Source organism: Acinetobacter sp. GW821-FHT09D10 (assembly GCF_059416285.1).
Window position 1 is genome coordinate 1409739 of record NZ_JBWKOW010000001.1, and the last position, 20322, is coordinate 1430060.

21 protein-coding genes are annotated in these 20322 nt (G+C 38.1%); 10 read left to right on the plus strand and 11 right to left on the minus strand.

Annotated features, from left to right (window positions below):
* Window positions 1-15 precede the first annotated feature (15 nt).
* The 4 genes from AC07M3_RS06575 to AC07M3_RS06590 form a co-directional block, all read right to left on the minus strand.
* Window positions 16-1434, minus strand: coding sequence for a phosphomannomutase/phosphoglucomutase (locus AC07M3_RS06575; protein WP_494566887.1), 1419 nt, complete (start codon window positions 1432-1434; stop codon window positions 16-18).
* Between the two features lie 199 nt (window positions 1435-1633).
* On the minus strand, window positions 1634-2086 hold the full coding sequence (dut, locus tag AC07M3_RS06580; RefSeq protein WP_003653255.1) for a dUTP diphosphatase: 453 nt from the start codon (window positions 2084-2086) through the stop codon (window positions 1634-1636).
* 23 nt (window positions 2087-2109) lie between these two features.
* Window positions 2110-4149 (minus strand): UvrD-helicase domain-containing protein, encoded by a 2040-nt coding sequence (locus tag AC07M3_RS06585; protein ID WP_005042641.1) that lies wholly within the window; start codon window positions 4147-4149, stop codon window positions 2110-2112.
* A gap of 193 nt (window positions 4150-4342) precedes the next feature.
* Window positions 4343-4996 carry a YiaD family glycine zipper/OmpA-like lipoprotein gene (locus tag AC07M3_RS06590; protein WP_005042643.1) on the minus strand — a complete coding sequence of 218 codons (654 nt, stop codon included), beginning with the start codon at window positions 4994-4996 and terminating at the stop codon, window positions 4343-4345.
* 246 nt (window positions 4997-5242) lie between these two features.
* On the opposite strand from AC07M3_RS06590, the gene yihG reads away from it, so the two are divergent.
* The 7 genes from yihG to AC07M3_RS06625 all read left to right on the plus strand — a co-directional run bounded on the left by yihG (window position 5243) and on the right by AC07M3_RS06625 (window position 10277).
* Window positions 5243-6169, plus strand: a complete 927-nt coding sequence (gene yihG, locus AC07M3_RS06595) for a 1-acylglycerol-3-phosphate O-acyltransferase, YihG family (RefSeq protein WP_494566888.1) — start codon at window positions 5243-5245, stop codon at window positions 6167-6169.
* A 16-nt stretch (window positions 6170-6185) separates the two neighbouring features.
* Window positions 6186-7232 carry a preprotein translocase subunit SecA gene (locus tag AC07M3_RS06600; protein WP_494566889.1) on the plus strand — a complete coding sequence of 349 codons (1047 nt, stop codon included), beginning with the start codon at window positions 6186-6188 and terminating at the stop codon, window positions 7230-7232.
* A 120-nt stretch (window positions 7233-7352) separates the two neighbouring features.
* Window positions 7353-8081, plus strand: a complete 729-nt coding sequence (gene minC / locus AC07M3_RS06605) for a septum site-determining protein MinC (protein ID WP_209734885.1) — start codon at window positions 7353-7355, stop codon at window positions 8079-8081.
* 66 nt (window positions 8082-8147) lie between these two features.
* Window positions 8148-8960 (plus strand): septum site-determining protein MinD, encoded by an 813-nt coding sequence (minD, locus tag AC07M3_RS06610; RefSeq protein WP_004641647.1) that lies wholly within the window; start codon window positions 8148-8150, stop codon window positions 8958-8960.
* A 2-nt stretch (window positions 8961-8962) separates the two neighbouring features.
* Window positions 8963-9235, plus strand: a complete 273-nt coding sequence (minE, locus tag AC07M3_RS06615) for a cell division topological specificity factor MinE (protein WP_003653273.1) — start codon at window positions 8963-8965, stop codon at window positions 9233-9235.
* A gap of 84 nt (window positions 9236-9319) precedes the next feature.
* Window positions 9320-9607 carry a PA4642 family protein gene (locus tag AC07M3_RS06620; RefSeq protein WP_003653274.1) on the plus strand — a complete coding sequence of 96 codons (288 nt, stop codon included), beginning with the start codon at window positions 9320-9322 and terminating at the stop codon, window positions 9605-9607.
* Between the two features lie 145 nt (window positions 9608-9752).
* Window positions 9753-10277 carry a hypothetical protein gene (locus AC07M3_RS06625; protein ID WP_494566890.1) on the plus strand — a complete coding sequence of 175 codons (525 nt, stop codon included), beginning with the start codon at window positions 9753-9755 and terminating at the stop codon, window positions 10275-10277.
* A gap of 101 nt (window positions 10278-10378) precedes the next feature.
* Here the strand turns inward: AC07M3_RS06625 and rhtC are convergent, their stop codons facing one another.
* Both rhtC and AC07M3_RS06635 read right to left on the minus strand, forming a co-directional pair.
* Window positions 10379-10999 carry a threonine export protein RhtC gene (gene rhtC, locus AC07M3_RS06630; protein ID WP_004641642.1) on the minus strand — a complete coding sequence of 207 codons (621 nt, stop codon included), beginning with the start codon at window positions 10997-10999 and terminating at the stop codon, window positions 10379-10381.
* A 154-nt stretch (window positions 11000-11153) separates the two neighbouring features.
* Window positions 11154-14195 carry a DNA translocase FtsK gene (locus AC07M3_RS06635; protein WP_494566891.1) on the minus strand — a complete coding sequence of 1014 codons (3042 nt, stop codon included), beginning with the start codon at window positions 14193-14195 and terminating at the stop codon, window positions 11154-11156.
* Window positions 14196-14463: 268 nt separating this feature from the next.
* On the opposite strand from AC07M3_RS06635, the gene trxB reads away from it, so the two are divergent.
* Window positions 14464-15414, plus strand: coding sequence for a thioredoxin-disulfide reductase (gene trxB, locus AC07M3_RS06640; protein WP_017391408.1), 951 nt, complete (start codon window positions 14464-14466; stop codon window positions 15412-15414).
* Window positions 15415-15470: 56 nt separating this feature from the next.
* Here trxB and AC07M3_RS06645 read toward each other — a convergent pair whose 3' ends face one another.
* Window positions 15471-15770 (minus strand): putative quinol monooxygenase, encoded by a 300-nt coding sequence (locus tag AC07M3_RS06645; RefSeq protein ID WP_494566892.1) that lies wholly within the window; start codon window positions 15768-15770, stop codon window positions 15471-15473.
* A 108-nt stretch (window positions 15771-15878) separates the two neighbouring features.
* On the opposite strand from AC07M3_RS06645, the gene aat reads away from it, so the two are divergent.
* Together aat and AC07M3_RS06655 are read left to right on the plus strand one after the other, a co-directional pair.
* Window positions 15879-16610: a leucyl/phenylalanyl-tRNA--protein transferase gene (gene aat / locus AC07M3_RS06650; protein ID WP_307011147.1), complete on the plus strand. Its 732-nt coding sequence runs from the start codon at window positions 15879-15881 to the stop codon at window positions 16608-16610.
* 18 nt (window positions 16611-16628) lie between these two features.
* A complete protein-coding gene (locus tag AC07M3_RS06655) occupies window positions 16629-17444 on the plus strand; it encodes an arginyltransferase (protein ID WP_151827544.1) in 816 nt (271 codons plus the stop codon).
* Between the two features lie 44 nt (window positions 17445-17488).
* On the opposite strand, the gene rimI is transcribed toward AC07M3_RS06655, so the two are convergent.
* The 4 genes from rimI to AC07M3_RS06675 all read right to left on the minus strand — a co-directional run.
* Window positions 17489-17944, minus strand: coding sequence for a ribosomal protein S18-alanine N-acetyltransferase (gene rimI / locus AC07M3_RS06660; protein WP_307011151.1), 456 nt, complete (start codon window positions 17942-17944; stop codon window positions 17489-17491).
* Window positions 17945-18051: 107 nt separating this feature from the next.
* The gene (locus AC07M3_RS06665) at window positions 18052-18927 is read right to left on the minus strand and encodes a metal-dependent hydrolase (protein WP_017391404.1); all 876 of its coding nucleotides are present in this window, start codon (window positions 18925-18927) and stop codon (window positions 18052-18054) included.
* Between the two features lie 232 nt (window positions 18928-19159).
* Window positions 19160-20041 carry a metal-dependent hydrolase gene (locus AC07M3_RS06670; protein ID WP_494566893.1) on the minus strand — a complete coding sequence of 294 codons (882 nt, stop codon included), beginning with the start codon at window positions 20039-20041 and terminating at the stop codon, window positions 19160-19162.
* A 204-nt stretch (window positions 20042-20245) separates the two neighbouring features.
* On the minus strand, window positions 20246-20322 hold a 77-nt coding region (locus tag AC07M3_RS06675; protein ID WP_445585612.1), incomplete at its 5' end, for an EF-Tu C-terminal domain-related protein.

Genomic DNA, 20322 nt, shown 5'->3' on the forward strand with positions numbered 1-20322 from the left:
TACGCCTCTCCTTACTTAGGCCTCTGAAAGTTCTTGTGCAATTTGCGGATAGTGCTCTTGCAACATATCTACAAATTTTTGCTGGATTTCCTTTAATCGTAAAGGATTATCTGCGTCAAATCTTACTGTAAAATATTCACCAGTATTTGATGCTCGAATAATGCCAAAACCATCATCAAAATCAAGACGTACGCCATCGATTTTACTGATACGAGCACCTAAACGATGACTTAAAATTTCAATATCTTGTAATACATACTTTGGATCGGACTGATAAGTACCAATATAGGTATCTTCTGTACAACATCTTTCTGGATAAGGAGCAAACAATTCGGAAATTGTTGTAGCATCAGATTGTGTAAAATATTCCATTACACGTAATGCAGCATATAAACCATCGTCGTAGCCAAAACCACGTCCATCATTAAAAACGTAGTGGCCTGCATATTCTCCACCAAAAATGGCGCGTCCATTCGACTGAGATAAATAAGCTCTTAAGAAACTACTACCCGTGCGGATCATTTTTGCTTTTCCGCCAAGTTGTTCGACCGTTTCTTGAACCATGCGTGAACATTTCACATCAAAAACAATTTCTTGCTCTGGGTGCTGTTCTAGGCACATTTGCGCAAAAAGTGATAATAATCGGTCTGCGGTAAGAATTTGTGCTTTTTCATCTACTAAAACGACACGGTCACCATCACCATCAAGGGCAATGCCGATATCTGCTTTTTGCTCAATAATTGCCTTTCGTAACTCACTCAAATGTGCGGCATGTGAAGGATCTGGTGCATGGTCTGGAAACTCTCCATTTGGATTGGTTCGCAAGGCAATCACCTCACATCCCATTTTTTCCAATATCAATTTCGAGCAGTGTCCAGCAGAACCATGTAAACCATCTAAAACAACTTTTAAAGGACGTTTTAACTGAATATCTTTAAAAATGGCTTGCTGGTATTTTTGGCAAAACTCAGCTTTAAATTGAGGTGGAGTTAACTCAAGTACAGAAATTGAATGAGCTGGTACATAAGTTTGGGCTTCAGCGCCAACCTGCTGAATCATTTCTGGAGACGGCGGCTCACCTTTTAAAATCCACTTAATACCATTATCCGATTTTGGGTTGTGGCTTGCTGTCACCATAATGCCATTGCCACCAAAATCTCGCGCAATGTAATACATCATTGGGGTGGAGCAACAGCCAATATTGGTGACGTTTAAACCTTGTTCTATTAAAATTTCTTCAATTAAGTGTGCATAGGCTGGACTTGTGAGACGGGCATCATAGCCAATCACTAATTGAGTTTGTTTTGCTTGTTTGTATTGTTGTGCCAATCCGTAGGCAATCGAACGAACAACGTCCGTAGTCAAGTAAGAAAGTTTGCCTCTAATATCGTAAGCACGAAAAATACTTTTTGGAAATGAGTGTCTTACATTCATAGCGTATCTTCTATTTAAAGATCAATTCGATCTATCGCAAAAACATAGATTATTCAAAATTTTTGAAGGGTTTGTTTGCTAAAAAAGTTAAAAGAATATGAGTAAAGCGTGTTGTAATATAATCCAGTGTAACATTCAAGATGTAAAAAGAAACGCCTGTTCAACAGGCGTTTGATTTTCGTTAATATTTTCAAAAAACTTATTGTTTACCTGTGTGACCAAAGCCACCAGCGCCACGTAAAGTTTCTTCAAATTCTTCCACTTGTTCAAATTCAGCTTGAACAACTGGAACTAAAACGTATTGTGCTAGGCGCTCACCTGGTTCTAGACGGAATGTGGTTTGACCACGGTTCCAAACTGAAACCATCAATTCACCTTGATAATCCGAATCAATCAAACCAACTAAATTGCCAAGCACGATACCGTGTTTATGGCCTAAGCCTGAACGCGGTAAAATTAAACCAGCAAAATTTACATCATGAATATAAATTGCCATACCTGTTTTCACTAAAACAGTTTGTCCTGGTTCAATATCAATTGCTTCATCGACGCAGGCACGTAAATCTAAACCCGCTGAACCTGCTGTTGCATATGAAGGTAAAGGCCATTCTTTACCTAAACGCGGATCGAGCAATTTCACTTGAACTTTCATGGGATTTCCTAAAAATTAAAAAATTAACGCTTTAATAAAGCTTTTAAATTTGCCAGATATTGTTGAGCCTGTTCTTTAGGATCAACATTAGCCGCAATTTTCTTTTTACGCCCTAACCACTCCAACTCATCTTGAGGGAGTTCATCAAGGAAACGGCTTGGGGTCATCTGTCTCATCTGCCCGCCATTTTTACGCTGCTCCGCCAGAGTCAAGGTTAAACCTTGGCGTGCACGGGTAATTCCCACGTACATCAGACGGCGTTCTTCCTCAATAGTTTCTGCTGCAATTGAGTTTTTATGGGGTAAAAGTTCTTCTTCAAGTCCCATAATATAAACATATGGGAATTCCAAACCTTTTGCCGCATGCAAAGTAAGTAAGTTGACTTTATCTGTATCTTCTTCTTCCTGCTGCTGTTCTAACAGATCAAGTAGAACCAGTTTTCGGATTACACTTTCAATGTTCTTTTCATCAACATCTTCTGCGCGATTAATCAGGTTTTGAATACTGTTAAATAAGTTCTCTATATTATCGAGCTTACTTTTCTCTTGTGCAGGTGTTGCAGACTGTTCACGAACGTAATCCATATAGCCAGCTTCATTCATCATTTGACGAACTTTAGGCACAGGCTCATCATCTTCAAGCAATTCACGAGTAAACGTCGCAATAAAGTCGGCAAACTCATGAAGTTGAGTTTCGGCTTTTTTAGGAAGCACCATGCTTAAACGCTGGTCAGCAGAAGCACCAAGTAAAGACAAATTATTTTCTTGTGAGAATAAACCTAACTTCTCAAGAGTAACCGGCCCAATGGCGCGTTTAGGTGTATTAATAATACGTAAGAACGCACTATCATCTTCAGGGTTAATAATAAGACGCAAGTAACTCATTACATCTTTAATTTCTGCACGCGCGAAGAATGAAGTACCGCCAGAGAGTTTATACGGAATTTGCATTTGGCGAAGCTGGGTTTCTAATACACGCGCCTGAAAGTTACCACGATACAAAACCGCATAATCTTTCCAGTTTTTGCCGTTCATCAACTTATGAGTCAGTAAGTCTTTTACCACGCGCTCTGCTTCATCATCATCATTACGACAAGTAATAATTCTGATGACTTCCCCATGCCCCTTATCACTCCACAATTTCTTATCAAAAATATGCGGATTATTTTGAATCACACAGTTGGCAGCTTTTAAAATACGGCTGGTCGAACGGTAATTTTGTTCAAGCTTAATAATATGTAAATTTGGGAAATCTTGTTTAAGCAAAGCCATATTTTCAGGCTTAGCCCCACGCCACGCGTAGATCGACTGGTCATCATCACCTACCGCGGTGAACTGCCCCATCACCCCAACTAAGAGTTTGACCAAAATATACTGGGCTGTGTTGGTATCTTGATATTCATCGACCAATAAATAGCGAACACGGTTTTGCCATTTATCACGTACTTCTGCATTTTCTTGCAATAAGCGTGTTGGCATAACAATCAAGTCATCAAAATCAACAGCGTTGTAAGCACGTAAATTACGTTCATACAGTTGGTAAAGATGCGCAAACTGTACATCTTCAGGTGTTTCACAAGTTGAATGTGCTTGCTCTGGCACGATCAGATCATTTTTCCAATCTGAAATTTTCTTCATTGCCTTGGCAATTAATTCTTTACTCTCCGCACCTGACAAATTGTCGCGGTGCATCAGATCCATCAAAATACGCTTACAGTCATCTGCATCTAAAATCGAAAAATTAGCTTTTAAAGGTAAATTTTTAAGTTCTAAACGTAAAAGGTTTAAACCAAAAGTATGGAAGGTGGAGACAGATAGACCTTTTGATTCTTCACGTGACAAAAGCTTGGTCACACGCTCTTTCATTTCACGTGCAGCTTTGTTCGTGAAGGTCATCGCGGTTATACGATGCGCTGGAATACGGCAATGCTGCACCAAATAGGCAATTTTACGAGTAATTACCGATGTTTTACCTGAACCAGCACCAGCAAGCACCAATAAAGGGCCCTGAGTATATTTCATGGCTTCTTCTTGCTTGTTGTTCAATTGACTGGCAGATGACATCGCGTATTACCTCTTAATTTTTCGAGCATGATTATAGTCATCTCTGTTTTAGAATCCCAATAGTAAATCTACGGATATGTATAAATGATGTCTAATAATGCAATTTATGCGCCGCAGTTTGTCGTGGTTATTTATTATTCAGAGTCCATAAAAAAACCACCCGAGGGTGGTTTTTAACACAATAAATTAAATCTTATTGTTTTGCATAAATGCTGATTTCTACACGGCGGTTTTGTTCACGGCCAGATGCAGTTGAGTTATCTGCGATCGGGTTAGAAGAACCATAACCTTGTGCATCGATACGGCTAGATGAAAGGCCTTTACCAGCTAAATAGTTTTTAACTGATTGTGCACGTGATTGAGATAACGGAATGTTGATAGAGTCATTACCAGTGTTATCAGTATAACCAGTGACTAAAATCGCGCTCTTGTTATCTTCAGCCAATGTTTGAGCTACTTTGTCTAAAGTTGAATAGAAGTTTGGCTTGATGTTTGATTTGTTTGTATCAAAAGTAATGCTACCAGGCATAATCAATTGAACAGAACCATCTGGATTACGGCCAACGTCTACGCCAGTACCTGCCATTTGTTGACGTAATTTTTTCTCTTTCTGGTCAAGGTATACACCACCAGCGGCACCAAGAACTGCACCGATTGCTGCAGCACGGTTATTTTGACGGCTTGAGTTTGCATTTGACTTAGAAATACCGTAGCCAGCTGCTGCTCCAATTAAAGTACCTAATGCGGCTTTATCGTATTCAACGCCACCAAGATTATTACCAGTTGTTTGACAACCAGATAGTACTACTGCTGCCCCTACCACTGTTGAAATAACTAATGCACGCATTGCATGCCTCCTCACTTTGTGTGTTTTGTTGTCTGGATGAATAATGAAACAAAAACGAAGTATAAAACATTGATATTTTGTTAATAATAAACACTTTAGTTACTTTTTTGTAATATTTTGATGCACTTTCAGATGCTAGCTCATCACAATTTCTTCATTGTTGTCTAAGATGTCGTTGTATTTCATATTACGATAGTTATAGTTAAACAACTTTTCTATGGATTTTAGACATTCGGGGTCATTCATATGTCAACTGCACCCAATAAGCAATCTGCGCTAAAAAAAATTACACGTGGACTCACTGTAGGTACAGTCATTACAGGAAGTACGTTTTTTCATGGTCCACCTGTTTTGGCATTAGGTCTGACCAAGCTATTAAAAAAATCATCGAAAATAGATGAAACCAATATCCAAATTACAAATAGCTGGTTAGGTGTTAATAATTGGTTGATTGATCATGTCTTACCAAATCTAAAATGGGACATTACGATTGATGAGGGACTTGACCTAAATATGCAAGGTCGCTATCTCATGACTTGTAATCACCAAAGTTGGGTAGATACAACGGTAAACCAATATTTTGGTTTAACCCGCATGCCACTCACCCGCTTTTTTACCAAATGGGAACTCATCTTTATTCCTTTTGTTGGGCAAGCATTTAAAATTTTAGGCTTCCCGATGATGAAGCGTCACACCAAAGAACAGGTTGCAAAGAATCCTGAGCTCAAAGACCGTGACATGATGGAAGCACGTAAAGCCTGCGAGCAGCTTTTGAGTCAGCCCTTTACATTATTGAATTATTTAGAAGGTACTCGTTTTACTCAAGAAAAACATGACCAGCAAAAATCACCACACAAGCATTTGCTTAAACCCAAAGCGGGTGGTTTAGCACTTGCATTAAATATCTTGGGTGACAAAATTGATGCCTTGGTTGATATGACGATTGTCTACCCAAATGGCGTACCTGGATATAGTGATTTCTGGCTAGGTGATGTTTCAAAAATTGCGGTAAATTTGCGTAAAATTGAAATTCCAGATTGGGTTCTTGGTGGAAACTATGAAGACGACACGGTTTACCGTGAACGTTTCCAACAATGGGTACATGAAATTTGGACCGAAAAAGATCAACTTATTGAGCAAATGAAATCTCAATATACTTCTACGAAAATTTAAGAAAGCACCCGTTATTATGCAAAACAGTTCTGGGAAAAAAACGAAATATCACCATGTAGATCCAAATAGTCTTTCATTTAGGCTGTTTTTAATCTATGACATCTTTATGGTGTTCATTATCATTTTTAACCTGTTTTGTTTGGCTGCAAATTTCTTTTTAATGAGCAGTATTGGGGCGTGGTTCTTCGAACACATTCATTTACCCCAAGTACTGAGCTTTTACCGTAATTCCCTACACCCGTGGGTAATCACATCAGAAGCTTGGTTTATTGGTTTTTTAATTGTTGAGTTACTTGTCCGCTGGGGCATTGCGATTATTTATAATCATCATAAACGTTGGTTCTTTTTCCCTTTTATTCACTGGTATGAAATTTTAGCCATTATTCCTCAGCTTCGTTTTTTACGTTTGTTTCGAGCTGGGATTATTGCTTATCGCTTACATGAATTGGGTTATCCGGTTGTTCCACCAAGCTGGAGAAAGACAGGTTTGTTTTACTATCGCGTAGTGATGGAAGAGCTGTCCGATCGTGTTGTTATTACCGTAATTGATGGTATTAGATATGAACTTGAAACCAGTTCTAGCCATAAACAAATTATTCACGACTTGGTAAATCATCATCGTGAGCAATTTACTGTCACCCTAACAGCATTATTACAAGAGTCTTTAGCAACTGCTTTAAAAGAACAAAAGCCAGCAATTACAAAAGGCGTTGGGAAAATTGTAGATCAAGCTATTATCGATACACCTGAGCTAACCCAGTTATTACGCTTAATTCCTTTAGTTGGCGGTCGCATTGAACAACAAATTCAAAGTATCGGGCAAAGATTAGGTGAAAATATTAGTGCAGGTTTAATTGAACCTTTAATTGAGGGTTCATCGGCGCACCCAAATCCGACTTATCAATTAATTTCTGAAAAAGTGAGTGAAATAAATATTAATAATCGTCAGCTTGAGCAATTGGTTGAATCTGTCGTGTTCGAGACACTCGAGTCTGTACGAAAACAAGTCAAGGTCAAACAATGGCAACAAACGCTTGCGGAGTATGATCGAATCAAAGAATAAGCATTTACTTAATTTTTTATGAATCTTGCTAGAGAATTGGTACAAATTGTTCTAGCATTTGCCCTATTTACAATAAACTTAACGCTATTACAGCTCGTTTAACGCCTTGAAGGAAGACTTATGGCTGATATACGGATTACCGGCAGAATGGTTAACTTTAGCAGGATAACCTTCGATACCAATGATCATGATGTGATCCGCCAGCAATTATCAAATATATTAAATGAAGGTTCCTATCATGGAACTTTAGTAATTATTGACAGTACAGTTGAGCAAGAATTAATTGCATTAATTCAACTTCTGGTGAGCTTAGGTTTGCAACCTATGGCGGTAATCGATGGTATTTTAGGAGATGAAGCTCGCGCTATTCAATTCCCTGTTTTGCCGGCAGATCAACCATTACAGCGTATTAAAGCCACAACCGAACAAGTGGCGATTGTAGAAAAACCGACTACCGCTCCTGCCTCGTCTTCAGCAGAAACAAAAAAACCACTAAACAAGATAGCAGTTGCCCATATTACCTCTTATCATGATGAAATTTTGCGTACAGGCCAATCCCTCGTACAAGATAACGGCGATATTATTTTGAAAGCTGGCATGAATAGTGGTTCTGAAGTTATTGCATCAGGAAATATACATATTTATGGCACAGTTCGTGGTAGAGTCATTGCTGGTGCGGGCGGGCACGCAGCTGCACGCATTTTTTGCCAATCTTTAGAGGCTGAGCTCGTTTCCATTGCCGGAACGTATTGTGTCGCAGATGATATCCCTAAACATGTGGTAAAAAAGCCAGTACATATATATTTAAATGAAAAGCAAGAGCTTGAATTTGAAGCGATTGAACTTTAGTTTATTAAGTAAATCACCAAAAAACAGCCCTTTTAAGGGTGTATGACCATAATAGGAGTGGATTCGGTGGCCAAAATTGTTGTCGTAACATCAGGCAAAGGTGGTGTAGGTAAAACTACAACGAGCGCATCTTTTGCAACAGGTTTAGCCCTTCGTGGTCATAAAACTGTTGTGATTGATTTTGATGTAGGCTTACGTAACCTTGATTTGATTATGGGTTGTGAGCGTCGTGTTGTTTATGATTTTGTCAATGTTATTAACAACGAAGCACGTCTGCAGCAAGCCCTTATTCGTGATAAAGATATCGAAAACCTTTATATTTTACCGGCTTCACAAACACGTGATAAAGATGCGTTGAGCGACGAAGGTGTTGCTCGTGTTATTGATGAGCTATCTCAAGAATTTGATTACGTTATTTGTGACTCACCTGCGGGTATTGAGCGTGGTGCGATTTTAGCCATGTATCATGCAGATGAAGCAATCATTGTAACAAACCCTGAAATCTCTTCAGTACGTGACTCTGACCGCATTATTGGTATGTTAGATAGCAAAACCAAAAAAGTTGAACAGAACGAAGGACGTATACGTAAACATTTATGTATTACTCGTTTTAACCCTGAACGTGCTGACCGTCAGGAAATGCTAACAATTGATGATATTTCTAAAGATATTCTACGCGTACCGACATTAGGTGTTATTCCAGAATGTCCAAGTGTATTACAAGCATCAAACGAGGGTAAACCAGTAATTCTATATTCAGAAACTAAAGCTGGTCAGGGTTATGATGATTTGGTTGCACGCTTTCTTGGCGAAGACCGTCCTTATCGACACATCACAGCTCAACCTAAAGGCTGGTTAGCACGACTATTTGGAGCGTAGTTATGGCAGGATTCTGGAGTAAATTATTTAGCAGTGACGAAAAGCCATCAAGTGCTCAAACTGCAAAAGATCGTTTGAAAGTTATTGTTGCTTCTGAACAAGGTTTAGGCCGCCGTTTAAGCCAAGACAAGATTGATCAGATGAAGAAAGAAATCATGCAAGTGGTCAGTCGTTATGTAAGTGGTGTAGGTGAACAGCATATCCAAATGCAGGTTCGCTCTGAAGCAAATATCGAAATGTTAGAAATGAATATCAATTTACCTGAAGAACGATAATTCTATTTCTGACTATTCAATAAAACAGAATCAAGGCAAAATAACGCAAGTTATTTTGCCTTTTTTAAAACTGAGGAGATTGTCATGGCATTATCACAGCCAGCAACTTTCAATGAAGAATGGTCCGATGAGCGTGTTTTTGCCTACCTCAACCAACTTCCGCCAGCGGGTGTGAACGCAGATTTTCATGTGCTCTACCATGCATTCAAACATATGCGTCCAACAGACTATGAACGTCTTTTGACTCAATTTATTGCGGACGGACGCGATATTAATGCCAAAGACCCTGAAGGCCAACGCATCCATGATGTGATTGCCAAATTTCCACGTCAATCGGCACCCTTTTTAGAAGTTCTAGCAAAGTTTGCCTAGCTTTTCTATTTGAATAAGGCTGCATAATCTATCTTAGTAAAATTTAAGAGATAGATTATGTGGTTTATTCAATTACCTAAATTATTTACATTTATTACAAATAATCTTAAAGTCATCAACACCGTTTTATTCTAAATATAAATTTATGAACCCAGAACATATTAATTTAAAACAAACACAATCCATCCAATCAAATCATATAGAAAATTTAAAAATTATTAGCGCTAATAAATTTATCTTTCTATCCTTAATTTCCTTTGGTCTATACCAAATTTGGTGGATGTTTAAAACATGGCGATTTTTTCTAATCAAAGATAAGTTAAATATTATGCCCGCTGCTCGTGCAATTTTTTCTATATTCTTTTTATATTCACTATTTAATCGAATAAAAACCTATTCAAAAGAACAAGAATATCCTCATGACTTCTCTTCAGGTTGGATGTATCTAGGATATCTCATTACATCTTTACTGGTTCGCCTACCTGATCCTTACTGGCTTATCTCTCTCTGCAGCATTATATTTTTAATTCCAGCCTTTAAAGCGTTGAACTATGCACAAAAACAAATAGAAACAACGATTGAGCAAGAAAAATTCAATACACCTCAAATCATTTTAATTATTATAGGTTCTATCATGTGGCTGCTGATTCTTATCAGTTTTATTATATGAATCCTACCTAAGTGATCTAAAATTTAACTTATTAATATTTTAAAATATTAAAATTTAGTAATTTAAAAAGCCTCTTAAAGAGGCTTTTTTCTTACCTAAATTTATCGATTGCCAATCAGGAAAATACCAAACACAGTAAAAATGCCACCTGAAATACCATCAATCCATTTTGAAAAATTACGATAAGCTGATCTAAAACTTGGTAACGAAAAAATAAAAGTCACAAAGCAGAACCATAAAATCGTTTCAACCGTGACAATAATAAACAGTAACCAATGAACCTGATCAAGTTGAGGGTTGGCTAAAAATAAAGAGAAAACACTACCAAAATAAATAACAGCTTTAGGATTTGATAGATTCGTTATAAGACCTTTAATAAAAAATAAGTAAGGTGCTTTGGGTAGCTCGACAGCAACAACATCTTCTTGCTGATTTTTTGAAAATGCTGAACGTAACATCTGATAGCCCAGCCAACATAGATATAAGCCACCAGCAATGAGTAAACCTTGCTTTAACCAAGCCATTTTCTCAAAAATAAGATTTAATCCCATCAGTGCCAAACAAGCCCAAAACATAACACCTGCTGTTATGCCAGCAACCACTAACATAGCGTCCTTACGTGATCGACTAATCGCTGTTTGAGATACAAGGAAAAAATCAGGCCCTGGAGTAATAAGTGCACAAAAATGGATAAAAGCTAAAGTAATCAGAGCGAGTAACATGTTTTCCTCCAGATTTAATTCATTGTTATTTATTTAGGAAAAATACATTAGCATTTTTTACTACACGTTAAAATCTTTAAGTCATTTTATGGAAATGTTTATTTTTATTTAAATCATAAAAAAGCCTCCGAAGAGGCTTTTTAGCTATTTCATATTAAACCAATATATCTCGCTTACCATTAGGGCCCATTGCGCTCACAATGCCGTTCTCTTCCATTTGGTCAATGATACGAGCAGCACGGTTATAACCAAGGCTAAACTTACGCTGTAGCGATGAAGTAGAAGCTTTACGTGTTTCTAAAACAAATGACACACATTGGTCATAAAGTGCATCACGGTCAGAACCACCCTCACCCTCTTCAAAACCACGTGAAGTTTGTTCTTCATCAAATGGAGTCAAGATTTCGTCGACATAATCCGGTTCACCACGTTCACGCCAAGCATCACAAATGCGGTTTACTTCATCATCACTAATGAATGCACCATGCACACGCTCAGGTTCGATTTTACCAGGCCCCAAGAACAGCATATCACCATGGCCTAACAGATCTTCGGCACCACCTGCATCCAAGATTGTACGCGAGTCGATTTTACTGTTTACACGTAATGCTACACGCGTTGGAATATTGGCTTTAATCAAACCCGTGATCACATCAACAGACGGACGTTGAGTTGCAAGCAATAGGTGAATACCAGCAGCACGAGATTTTTGCGCTAAACGCGTAATCATTTCTTCTGCTTTTTTACCGACCTGCATAATCATGTCGGCGAACTCATCTGCCACAATCACAATAGATGGTAACGGTGTTAAACGAGGCGCACGTTCTTGAGTTGCCGAGTCACTTGGTTTCCAAGTTGGATCAATTAGATCTTCCCCATTCGCAATTGCTTCTTCAACTTTACGGTTGTAGTCACTTAATTTACGAATTTTAAGAAATGACATTAGCTTATAGCGACGCTCCATCTCATTCACACACCAGTTCAACGCGCTTACTGCATCTTTCATGTCAGTAACGACTGGAGTTAATAAATGTGGAATATCATTATAGTTTGCAAGTTCTAGCTGTTTTGGATCGATTAAAATCAAGCGCAACTGATCAGGTGTATATTTAAGCAACATCGATAAAATCATCGAGTTTACCGCAACCGATTTACCCGAACCTGTTGTACCAGCAACTAACATGTGCGGTGCTTTCGCTAAATCAGTTAATACAGGATTACCTGAAATATCTTTACCCATTGCCATACTGATTAATGCACTTGGGTCTCGATAGGTTGGCGTTTCCAATAGCTCAATCAAACGTACCATTTCACGGGCACTGTTTGGCACTTCAATACCAATATATGGTTTACCCGGAATAACCTCTACCACACGCACAGAAGCCATCGACATTGAACGCGCTAAGTCACGTGAGATATTCGTTACCTTAGATGCTTTAACACCCGGTGCCAAATCTAACTCAAAACGGGTTACGACTGGCCCTGGCTGAGCCTCAACCACTTGAGCCTTAACATTAAATTCTTGTAACTTAATTTCAAGTAATTCAGATAAGCGCGAAAGCTGCTCTTCAGTGAAGTTAACTTTCTTATTAGGATCAACTTTATCAAGTAGATCAAGACCTGGCAAAGTTGGTAAATCCAAACGCTTCTTGGCAACCTGCATTGCACGAGACATTGGTCGACCAGCTGCATCTGTTAATGGCGCATCTAAATCGAAATCATCTTCATCAATATCAGGATTTTCCTGAGGTTTCCCAGCAGTTTCTTGCCATGCCTCAATAAACTCTTCTTTTGAAAGTTTATCGGCCTGAATAGTCGTTTGAATAGGAGCTTTTACAAATGCTGAAGACTGAGCATAACTGCTTGCTCTTACAGGTTCTACTGGCGCAATATCTTCATCTATTAATAAATCATCAAAGTCTTCAAAAACTTGTTCGTTTGCTAAATTTTTAGGTGACTGATTTACATTCGATAAAGGTGAAGAAGTTTCTTTCGCAATATTCACCGATTGCGAAGTAGGTTCTGCATCTACATGTTGCTCTTGAACAAATGGTGTATGCACATCTGTTGCAGTTTTGCTGTTTGGAACCGCAGCAAGTAATTCATCAAAAATCTCATCATCATTCCAATCAAGACCATGTAAGTCTTGTTTAGGTGTAGGTTGAGTTTGATGAACTTGAGAAATTGTTTGCTGGAATTGCTCATGAGCAGGAGCTTGTTCTGTTGAATCATCAGCTGCTCTCAAAAGTGCATCAATTTCTTGCTTATGGCTCGCATCATCACGTTGTAAAGCCCGCCATACCTCACCAGTAGCAACTAAACGTTGGCTGTCTTTTTCAAGCTTATGGGCTTGCTCAAGCGTATTCTCAAAGTTTTGAGTATTTACAACGGGTGTATCAACTACAGGTTCAGGTCGGCTCTGCTCTTTTGCTAACACATCGGCAAATAGACGCTCAGCAACCGCATCATGTCGTGTTGCCGCAGATTGTGGTTGAGTACTTTCAGATTGGACTGATGCTACTTTCTCATTTGAAGCATTTGTCTCTGCATTTTCTGCAACTTTAACCGCGGCTGCTTTATTAGCAGGCTGAGTTGTTAAATCATAATCCGATTCGTTCGGTGATACGTTTTTATAAAATAAATCTTGTAAATAACTTGGTGTAGCTTTAAGCGTAATCCATGTTTTACTCCATTGCACCCCAAATGCAAGAGTAAACAAGACCACTCCGAAAACCAGTAAAAATAAGGTCGCACCGTAAATTGTTAGCAATTGAGATAAGCTCTGACCTAACTCGTAACCAATAATTCCCCCAGCTGCATTATCTAAAGTATCAGCAGGCACATTCCAGTGTAAATAAAGTAGGCTAGACACAACCAGAATTAAAAAGAATTGTGCAGCATAACGAAATGGGCGGTTTAAAAAACTACGCGGCCACCACACCTGAATTGCTTCAATGAAAAGGAAAATTGGAATAAGCAAACTTGCCCATCCTAAAAAACCAAACAGCAAATCTGCAATCCATGCACCAGCAATACCACTTGCATTGGATACTTGCTGAGTATCACTGGAAATATGCATCCAGCCCGGGTCAAATGGTGTATATGTTACTGTTGCCAGAAACATATAAATGCCAAAAGAAACCAAGAATAATGTCATCAATAAGCGCTGTGCATAAACACTCGACACCGCAGTCATATACTGTCCTGTAACCCATTTAATTATTGGTTTAGAGATGTGAAGAACTACTCTTAGATCTTCAACGAATGAACTTTATATTATGCACCTGTTCTTACAAAAAAGGTGCATGATTCTTTACAGTTGTTGTTAACATGAGCCACTTCTATATTGTTATATAACTTAATTCGATTGACCTGATCAATATTATCCACATTGATTTCACGCTATTGATCGACAAATTCACGTATAATTTTCAAAATTCTCGAAATTAATAAGGATACCCTCAATGAGTGCTCGTCATTCTCGGTTAATTATTCTCGGTTCTGGTCCTGCTGGTTATAGTGCAGCTGTCTATGCGGCACGTGCCAACCTTAAACCTACTTTAATTGCAGGTTTACAACTAGGTGGCCAACTTACAACAACAACCGAAGTTGACAACTGGCCGGGCGATCCTGAAGGTTTAACAGGTCCTGCATTAATGGATCGTATGCAAGCACATGCTGAACGCTTTGGTACAGAACTCGTCTATGACCATATTAACGAAGTGGACTTAAATGTACGTCCTTTTGTTCTTAAAGGTGATATGGAAGAGTACACATGTGACGCTTTGATTATTGCAACTGGTGCTACGGCTCAGTACCTTGGTCTAGAGTCTGAACAGAAATTTATGGGCCAAGGCGTAAGTGCCTGTGCAACATGTGATGGTTTCTTCTACAAAAATCAAAAAGTGATGGTTGTAGGTGGTGGTAACACTGCAGTTGAAGAGGCGCTTTATTTATCAAATATTGCTGCACATGTAACGCTAGTACACCGCCGTGATAGTTTACGCTCTGAAAAGATTTTGCAAGATCATTTATTTGCCAAAGAAAAAGAAGGCAAAATCAGCATCATCTGGAATCATGAAGTTGAAGAAGTATTGGGTGACAATACTGGCGTAACAAGTGTTCGCCTTAAATCAACTCAAGATGAATCTAAGCAAGACGTAGAGGTTCACGGTCTATTCGTTGCAATCGGTCATAAACCGAACACTGCAATGTTTGATGGTCAATTAAACTTACGTGATGGCTATATTCAAGTGCAAAGCGGCACTTCAGGTAATGCAACAGCAACTTCTGTAGCTGGTGTTTTTGCTGCTGGTGACGTAGCTGACAGTATTTATCGTCAAGCCATTACTTCTGCTGGGTCAGGTTGTATGGCGGCACTTGATGCTGAAAAATATCTAGATAATCTCGGTTAATTCAATTAACACAAAAGACATTCAATGCTCTATTGAATGTCTTTTTTAATAGTGTTTTATTTCATCATATTTTCAAAATGCTCCAAATGCGTAAAACGTCCCGACCTCGTCTGATATTGGTCAATCTGAGGAACTAACCGTTGAAAGTGTTCAGACTGGACATGTCGATCTAATGCAGCTCGATCTACCCATTCTTCAATAAAAACAAAATGTCCTAAATTTTTTATATCATGATATAAATCGTAGGCAATACATCCTTCTTCACATCTCGTTTTTTCAACGAGTTCTTGATAAAGTGGCAAAACAAAATCAATTTTTTTAATATCAATAAAATCTTCTGCAATAAGTTTTAGCATTAAGCAAACCTTTTCTATTCGTTTATTCATGCTAAAGATGAACAATAAAAATTGTCAATGAAGCTCAGTTACGTTAATTTTGAATCATTCTATTTCATTTTATCTTCTATGCAGAAACTTCCACTTTCTCAATTCATTTTCCCTGACCCCATTGAATCTGATCCGGATGGTCATGGTTTAATTTGTATTGGTGCTGATCTCTCCCCTTCTACTCTCTATGAAGCGTACACCCATGGATTATTTCCGTGGTTCAATGAAGATGAGCCAATTTGTTGGTGGAGTCCCGAACCTCGTTGTGTCATCTATCCTCAAAATTATAAGCCAAGCAAGTCACTACTTAGAAATATGAAAAAATATGACTATGCGATTACGGTTAATCATGCCTTTGAAGAAGTTATTCGCTCATGTTCTCTACCAAGAACTTATGCAGATGAAACATGGATTAGCGAAGATATTATTCAGGGCTACTGTGAGATGTTTAAAGCTGGCTATGGATATAGTGTGGAGGTTTGGGAACAAGATAAACTTGTTGGAGGTTTGTACGGCATTACGATTGGCAAAGGATGCTTCGGTGAGTCAATGTTTAGTAATGAAACTGATGTTTCAAAAATGGCTTTTTATACATTAATGCTGATTGGACAAGAAAATCACCTACCTTGGGTAGACTGTCAACTTGTAAATAGTCACTTAATTAGCTTGGGAGCTTGTACACTTTCTCGTCAAGACTACTTAAAATCGTTACAAGATGTAATTATTCACCCCTCTATCAATTGGAAAAAGTATCAAGAACGTGTATTTTCAAGTAAAACAATAGCATTAGATGCAAAATTAATGGAATGATAACAGGAGGGACCAATCATGAAATCATATCACCCGAAGTCCCTTTTAAATGATCTGCAGTATTATATTACTCCACCTCATGATTGCAGCTACCTAGAAAATAAATCGGCGCGCATGGTGTTTTTAGACCCTATTCATCGGATTGATGTGGTCACTCTTTCAGAACTTTCTCGTTTAGGATTTCGCCGTAGTGGTGACTTCGTTTATCGCCCTGAATGCCATTTATGCAGACAATGCTTATCTTGCCGTGTTCCAGTTGCCGATTTCCAAATGAACAGCATGCAGAAAAAAGCGTGGAAAAGAAATCAAGATCTGACCATGACTGTTTTGCCAACTCAGCAAGCTGCTCAGATTCATTATGATTTATATGAACGCTATATTAATGAACGCCATGCTGATGGAGATATGTTTCCTCCTAGCTTAGATCAGTTTGAAAAGTTTTTAGTACATAGTTGTACAGATAGCTTTTTTCTTGAGCTTTGGAAAGATAACCGTTTAATCAGTGTGTCTACCTGCGATTTAATGGATGATGGACTGTCTGCGGTTTATACTTTCTTTGACCCAGATGAGCATCGTAGATCACTTGGTGTGTACTCTATTCTTAACCAAATCGAATATGTTAAATCGCTTGGTTTAGAATATCTTTATTTAGGCTATTGGGTGCCCCACTCAGCCAAAATGAATTATAAATCGCAATATACTCCTCTAGAACTTTTACTAGATGGACAATGGCGCCGTTTAAACAGATCCTTATCACCAGAAGAAATTCAACAGTTAGGTACATCTCTAATGACAACGCTACCTTCTGAATGGAATAATTTAATTATTAAATGATTTTAATCCTGTCTTTTTGTTAGGTCAGCAACTAGACAGGAGTTCTAAAATAACGATGCAAAATCATCGGTACAGGTTTTTACCATAATTACAGCATTTTCACGCCCACCTTCTTGGGTAGGATAGTAATTACGACGTAGATCTATTTGGTGAAAACCTGTTTTCTCATACAGAGCAATAGCTGCTTTATTACTTTCACGAACTTCTAAAAATATTTGTACTGGCTGATTTTTTAACTGATCAATTGATGCATTTAATAACTCATACCCGAGACCTTGTCCTTGCATTTTAGAATCAACTGCCATGAGTAATAGATTCGCTTCATCTAGCACTGGCTGTAAAATACAAAACCCAACTACTCTATTTTGTGACTCAATGACTGTACATTGGTAGGAATTCAAAGATTCTACAAATTGCTGTCTTGACCATGGATGTGTTTGCACTGATTTTTCGATTTGTACAACAATATCAATATCAGTGTTTTGCATAGTACGAATCATGAGTTCCAACACAATCAGAGTTTTAAAGGAATGCGTATTATAAAAACTTCACAAGAAAAAACGAGCAAAAAAAAGGACAATTAAATTGTCCTTTTTTATCGTTCTTTTTAGAGACCTAACTTTTCACGCCAAGTTGCCAGCAATGCTGTAGTGTCAGAATCATTTGGATGAAATTTTGGTCTTAAGAAATCAAGTAACTCTGGAATCTGGCGGGTCATAAAACCTTTACGTCCATACATGAACTTAAGCATGTATTTAGTATCTTTCAATGTTAATTTTCCATCAGTTTTTAATAACTTGGCAGTAAAATGTGTCTGCGTTGCAAAAATTAATGCCATTGCAATGATTAAAGCCGTTGAACGCATAAAATAAGCTTTTGGTCCTTGTCCATACATACTTGTATACACATCAAATGCGACAGCTTTATGCTCATTTTCTTCTACGGCATGCCACATCCACAAATGATACATCGTGTCATCTTGGAACATCGCTTGAATTTCGGGATTTTGTAAAAGTTCAGCTGCAATGGTAGATGTGAAATGCTCTAAAGCACACGTTCCGGTCAGATCAATCATTTCTTTGGTATAACCAAAAGGTTTCATTAATTTGGTCATAACAGCTGTACCCATCTTAATGACAGTACCTGTCTGCTTTTCCATATGACGAACATCATATCCGTAAGCTTGCGCTGAAGCATTAAAAGCAAGATGTTCTTTTGAATGCATTGCTTCTTGACCAATAAAGGCGCTAATTTCTTTTTGAAGATCCGGATCGGCAAGTTTTGGGTCATTTCGCACAGCACGCGTGCTATTTACAAAGAACTGTTCACCTTCGGGAAAAAGGGCCGATAATGCTGTCATAAAATGGGTTAATCCTGCATCATAATTTGCCCAATAACGAGGGACCTGAGCAAATTCAAAGTCCATACGACGAACAGGGAAACTAGCACCAGCACGATTGGAAATATTTACTTTAGCATTCATCTCAGACTCCTTTTAAGTGAATAGCTAATTCACATATAACTTTATTTATTTTCTTAATATTTATAATCATACGTCTTTCAATGTGCCAATTAAGTGCAGATGAGGACAGAGAAATATCAGATGAGGTCATTAAGCACCCCATAAAGGTGCATAGATCTGCTAATCGTTATTGTTAGTACTTAAAAAGAAAAAGGGCTACTAATGAGCCCTTTCAAATCAACATAGATTTAGATTACAAACCTAATTTTGCTTTCCATGTTTTCAATAGACCTACTGTATCCAAATCATTTGGATGAAAACCAGGCTTAAAATAAGCTAGCATTTCTTTAGCCATGCCGGTAATAATACCTTTCGATGGGCTATATGCGTATTTATAAATTACTGATAGTTCACCTAGATTCAATTTTTTATCTTGCTTTAATAGACGAAGTACAAAAGAAGACTGAATCAAGAAAATCAAAGTCATCGCAAATACTAGAGAACTCGTACGTAATGCATAAGCTTTTACACCTTTACCAAATACACCTTCGTACACATCAAAAGCTACGGCTTTATGCTCATTTTCTTCGATAGCATGCCAATACCACATCGTTGACATGGTTTCATCTGTCATCAACTCTTGAATATGCTTATTGACTAATAGCTGTGAAGCAATCGTAGCGGTAAAATGTTCAAGTGCTGTTGTAGCAGTCAGGTCAACCATATCTTTGGTCATACCGAAAGGTTTGACAATTTTTACAAAAGCTTGAATTGCTGTTTGAATCGCTGTATCAGTAAACTTCTCTAACACCTCAACGTCGTGACCAAACTTTTGAGCGGAGGCATTAAAATTCACATGCTCTTGGGTATGCATTGCTTCTTGCCCAATGAAAGCACTAATCTCTTTCTGAAGCGCTTCATCATCTTTGATAGAGGGGTGATAACGTACTGCTCGTACACTATCAATAAAGAACTTTTCACCAGCCGGAAACAAGGCTGACAGTGCTGTCATAAAGTGTGTTAATCCAGCAGAACCATTCATCCAATATTCTGGTACATCATTAAAGTCAAAGTTCATACGACGTACAGGAAAGCTCGCCCCTGCACGATTAGTAATATTCACTTTAGCATTCATACCCAAAGCTCCTTAATAAGTAACCCAAGTTACTCAAACTTTATTGTTCGTTTTCTTGATTCTTATCATACAAATTTAATAAAAAGGATTAAGTGTAAATAAGGACATTGAAATATCAGTTAAGGCCAGCTTTTATAGTGATTGTTAGACAATTAAATATAAAAAAAGCGCTCTAAAAAGAGCGCTTTTTTTCACTGAAAGTGATTATGCAGTTACTTTCGCAACAACACCAGCACCTACAGTACGACCACCTTCACGGATCGCAAAACGTAGACCTGGGT

What these genes read in the sequence shown, in the direction of transcription:
- AC07M3_RS06625 (WP_494566890.1), top strand. Translation starts at nt 9,753, where the DNA reads ATGAACCCAGAACATATTAATTTAAAACAAACACAATCCATCCAATCA.
- AC07M3_RS06635 (WP_494566891.1), bottom strand. Translation starts at nt 14,195, where the DNA reads ATGACTGCGGTGTCGAGTGTTTATGCACAGCGCTTATTGATGACATTA.
- rimI (WP_307011151.1), bottom strand. Translation starts at nt 17,944, where the DNA reads ATGATTCGTACTATGCAAAACACTGATATTGATATTGTTGTACAAATC.
- AC07M3_RS06645 (WP_494566892.1), bottom strand. Translation starts at nt 15,770, where the DNA reads ATGCTAAAACTTATTGCAGAAGATTTTATTGATATTAAAAAAATTGAT.
- AC07M3_RS06600 (WP_494566889.1), top strand. Translation starts at nt 6,186, where the DNA reads ATGCAAAACAGTTCTGGGAAAAAAACGAAATATCACCATGTAGATCCA.
- AC07M3_RS06590 (WP_005042643.1), bottom strand. Translation starts at nt 4,996, where the DNA reads ATGCGTGCATTAGTTATTTCAACAGTGGTAGGGGCAGCAGTAGTACTA.
- AC07M3_RS06670 (WP_494566893.1), bottom strand. Translation starts at nt 20,041, where the DNA reads ATGAATGCTAAAGTGAATATTACTAATCGTGCAGGGGCGAGCTTTCCT.
- dut (WP_003653255.1), bottom strand. Translation starts at nt 2,086, where the DNA reads ATGAAAGTTCAAGTGAAATTGCTCGATCCGCGTTTAGGTAAAGAATGG.
- AC07M3_RS06575 (WP_494566887.1), bottom strand. Translation starts at nt 1,434, where the DNA reads ATGAATGTAAGACACTCATTTCCAAAAAGTATTTTTCGTGCTTACGAT.
- AC07M3_RS06620 (WP_003653274.1), top strand. Translation starts at nt 9,320, where the DNA reads ATGGCATTATCACAGCCAGCAACTTTCAATGAAGAATGGTCCGATGAG.
- rhtC (WP_004641642.1), bottom strand. Translation starts at nt 10,999, where the DNA reads ATGTTACTCGCTCTGATTACTTTAGCTTTTATCCATTTTTGTGCACTT.
- minE (WP_003653273.1), top strand. Translation starts at nt 8,963, where the DNA reads ATGGCAGGATTCTGGAGTAAATTATTTAGCAGTGACGAAAAGCCATCA.
- yihG (WP_494566888.1), top strand. Translation starts at nt 5,243, where the DNA reads ATGTCAACTGCACCCAATAAGCAATCTGCGCTAAAAAAAATTACACGT.
- aat (WP_307011147.1), top strand. Translation starts at nt 15,879, where the DNA reads ATGCAGAAACTTCCACTTTCTCAATTCATTTTCCCTGACCCCATTGAA.
- AC07M3_RS06585 (WP_005042641.1), bottom strand. Translation starts at nt 4,149, where the DNA reads ATGTCATCTGCCAGTCAATTGAACAACAAGCAAGAAGAAGCCATGAAA.
- AC07M3_RS06665 (WP_017391404.1), bottom strand. Translation starts at nt 18,927, where the DNA reads ATGAATGCTAAAGTAAATATTTCCAATCGTGCTGGTGCTAGTTTCCCT.
- minC (WP_209734885.1), top strand. Translation starts at nt 7,353, where the DNA reads ATGGCTGATATACGGATTACCGGCAGAATGGTTAACTTTAGCAGGATA.
- trxB (WP_017391408.1), top strand. Translation starts at nt 14,464, where the DNA reads ATGAGTGCTCGTCATTCTCGGTTAATTATTCTCGGTTCTGGTCCTGCT.
- AC07M3_RS06655 (WP_151827544.1), top strand. Translation starts at nt 16,629, where the DNA reads ATGAAATCATATCACCCGAAGTCCCTTTTAAATGATCTGCAGTATTAT.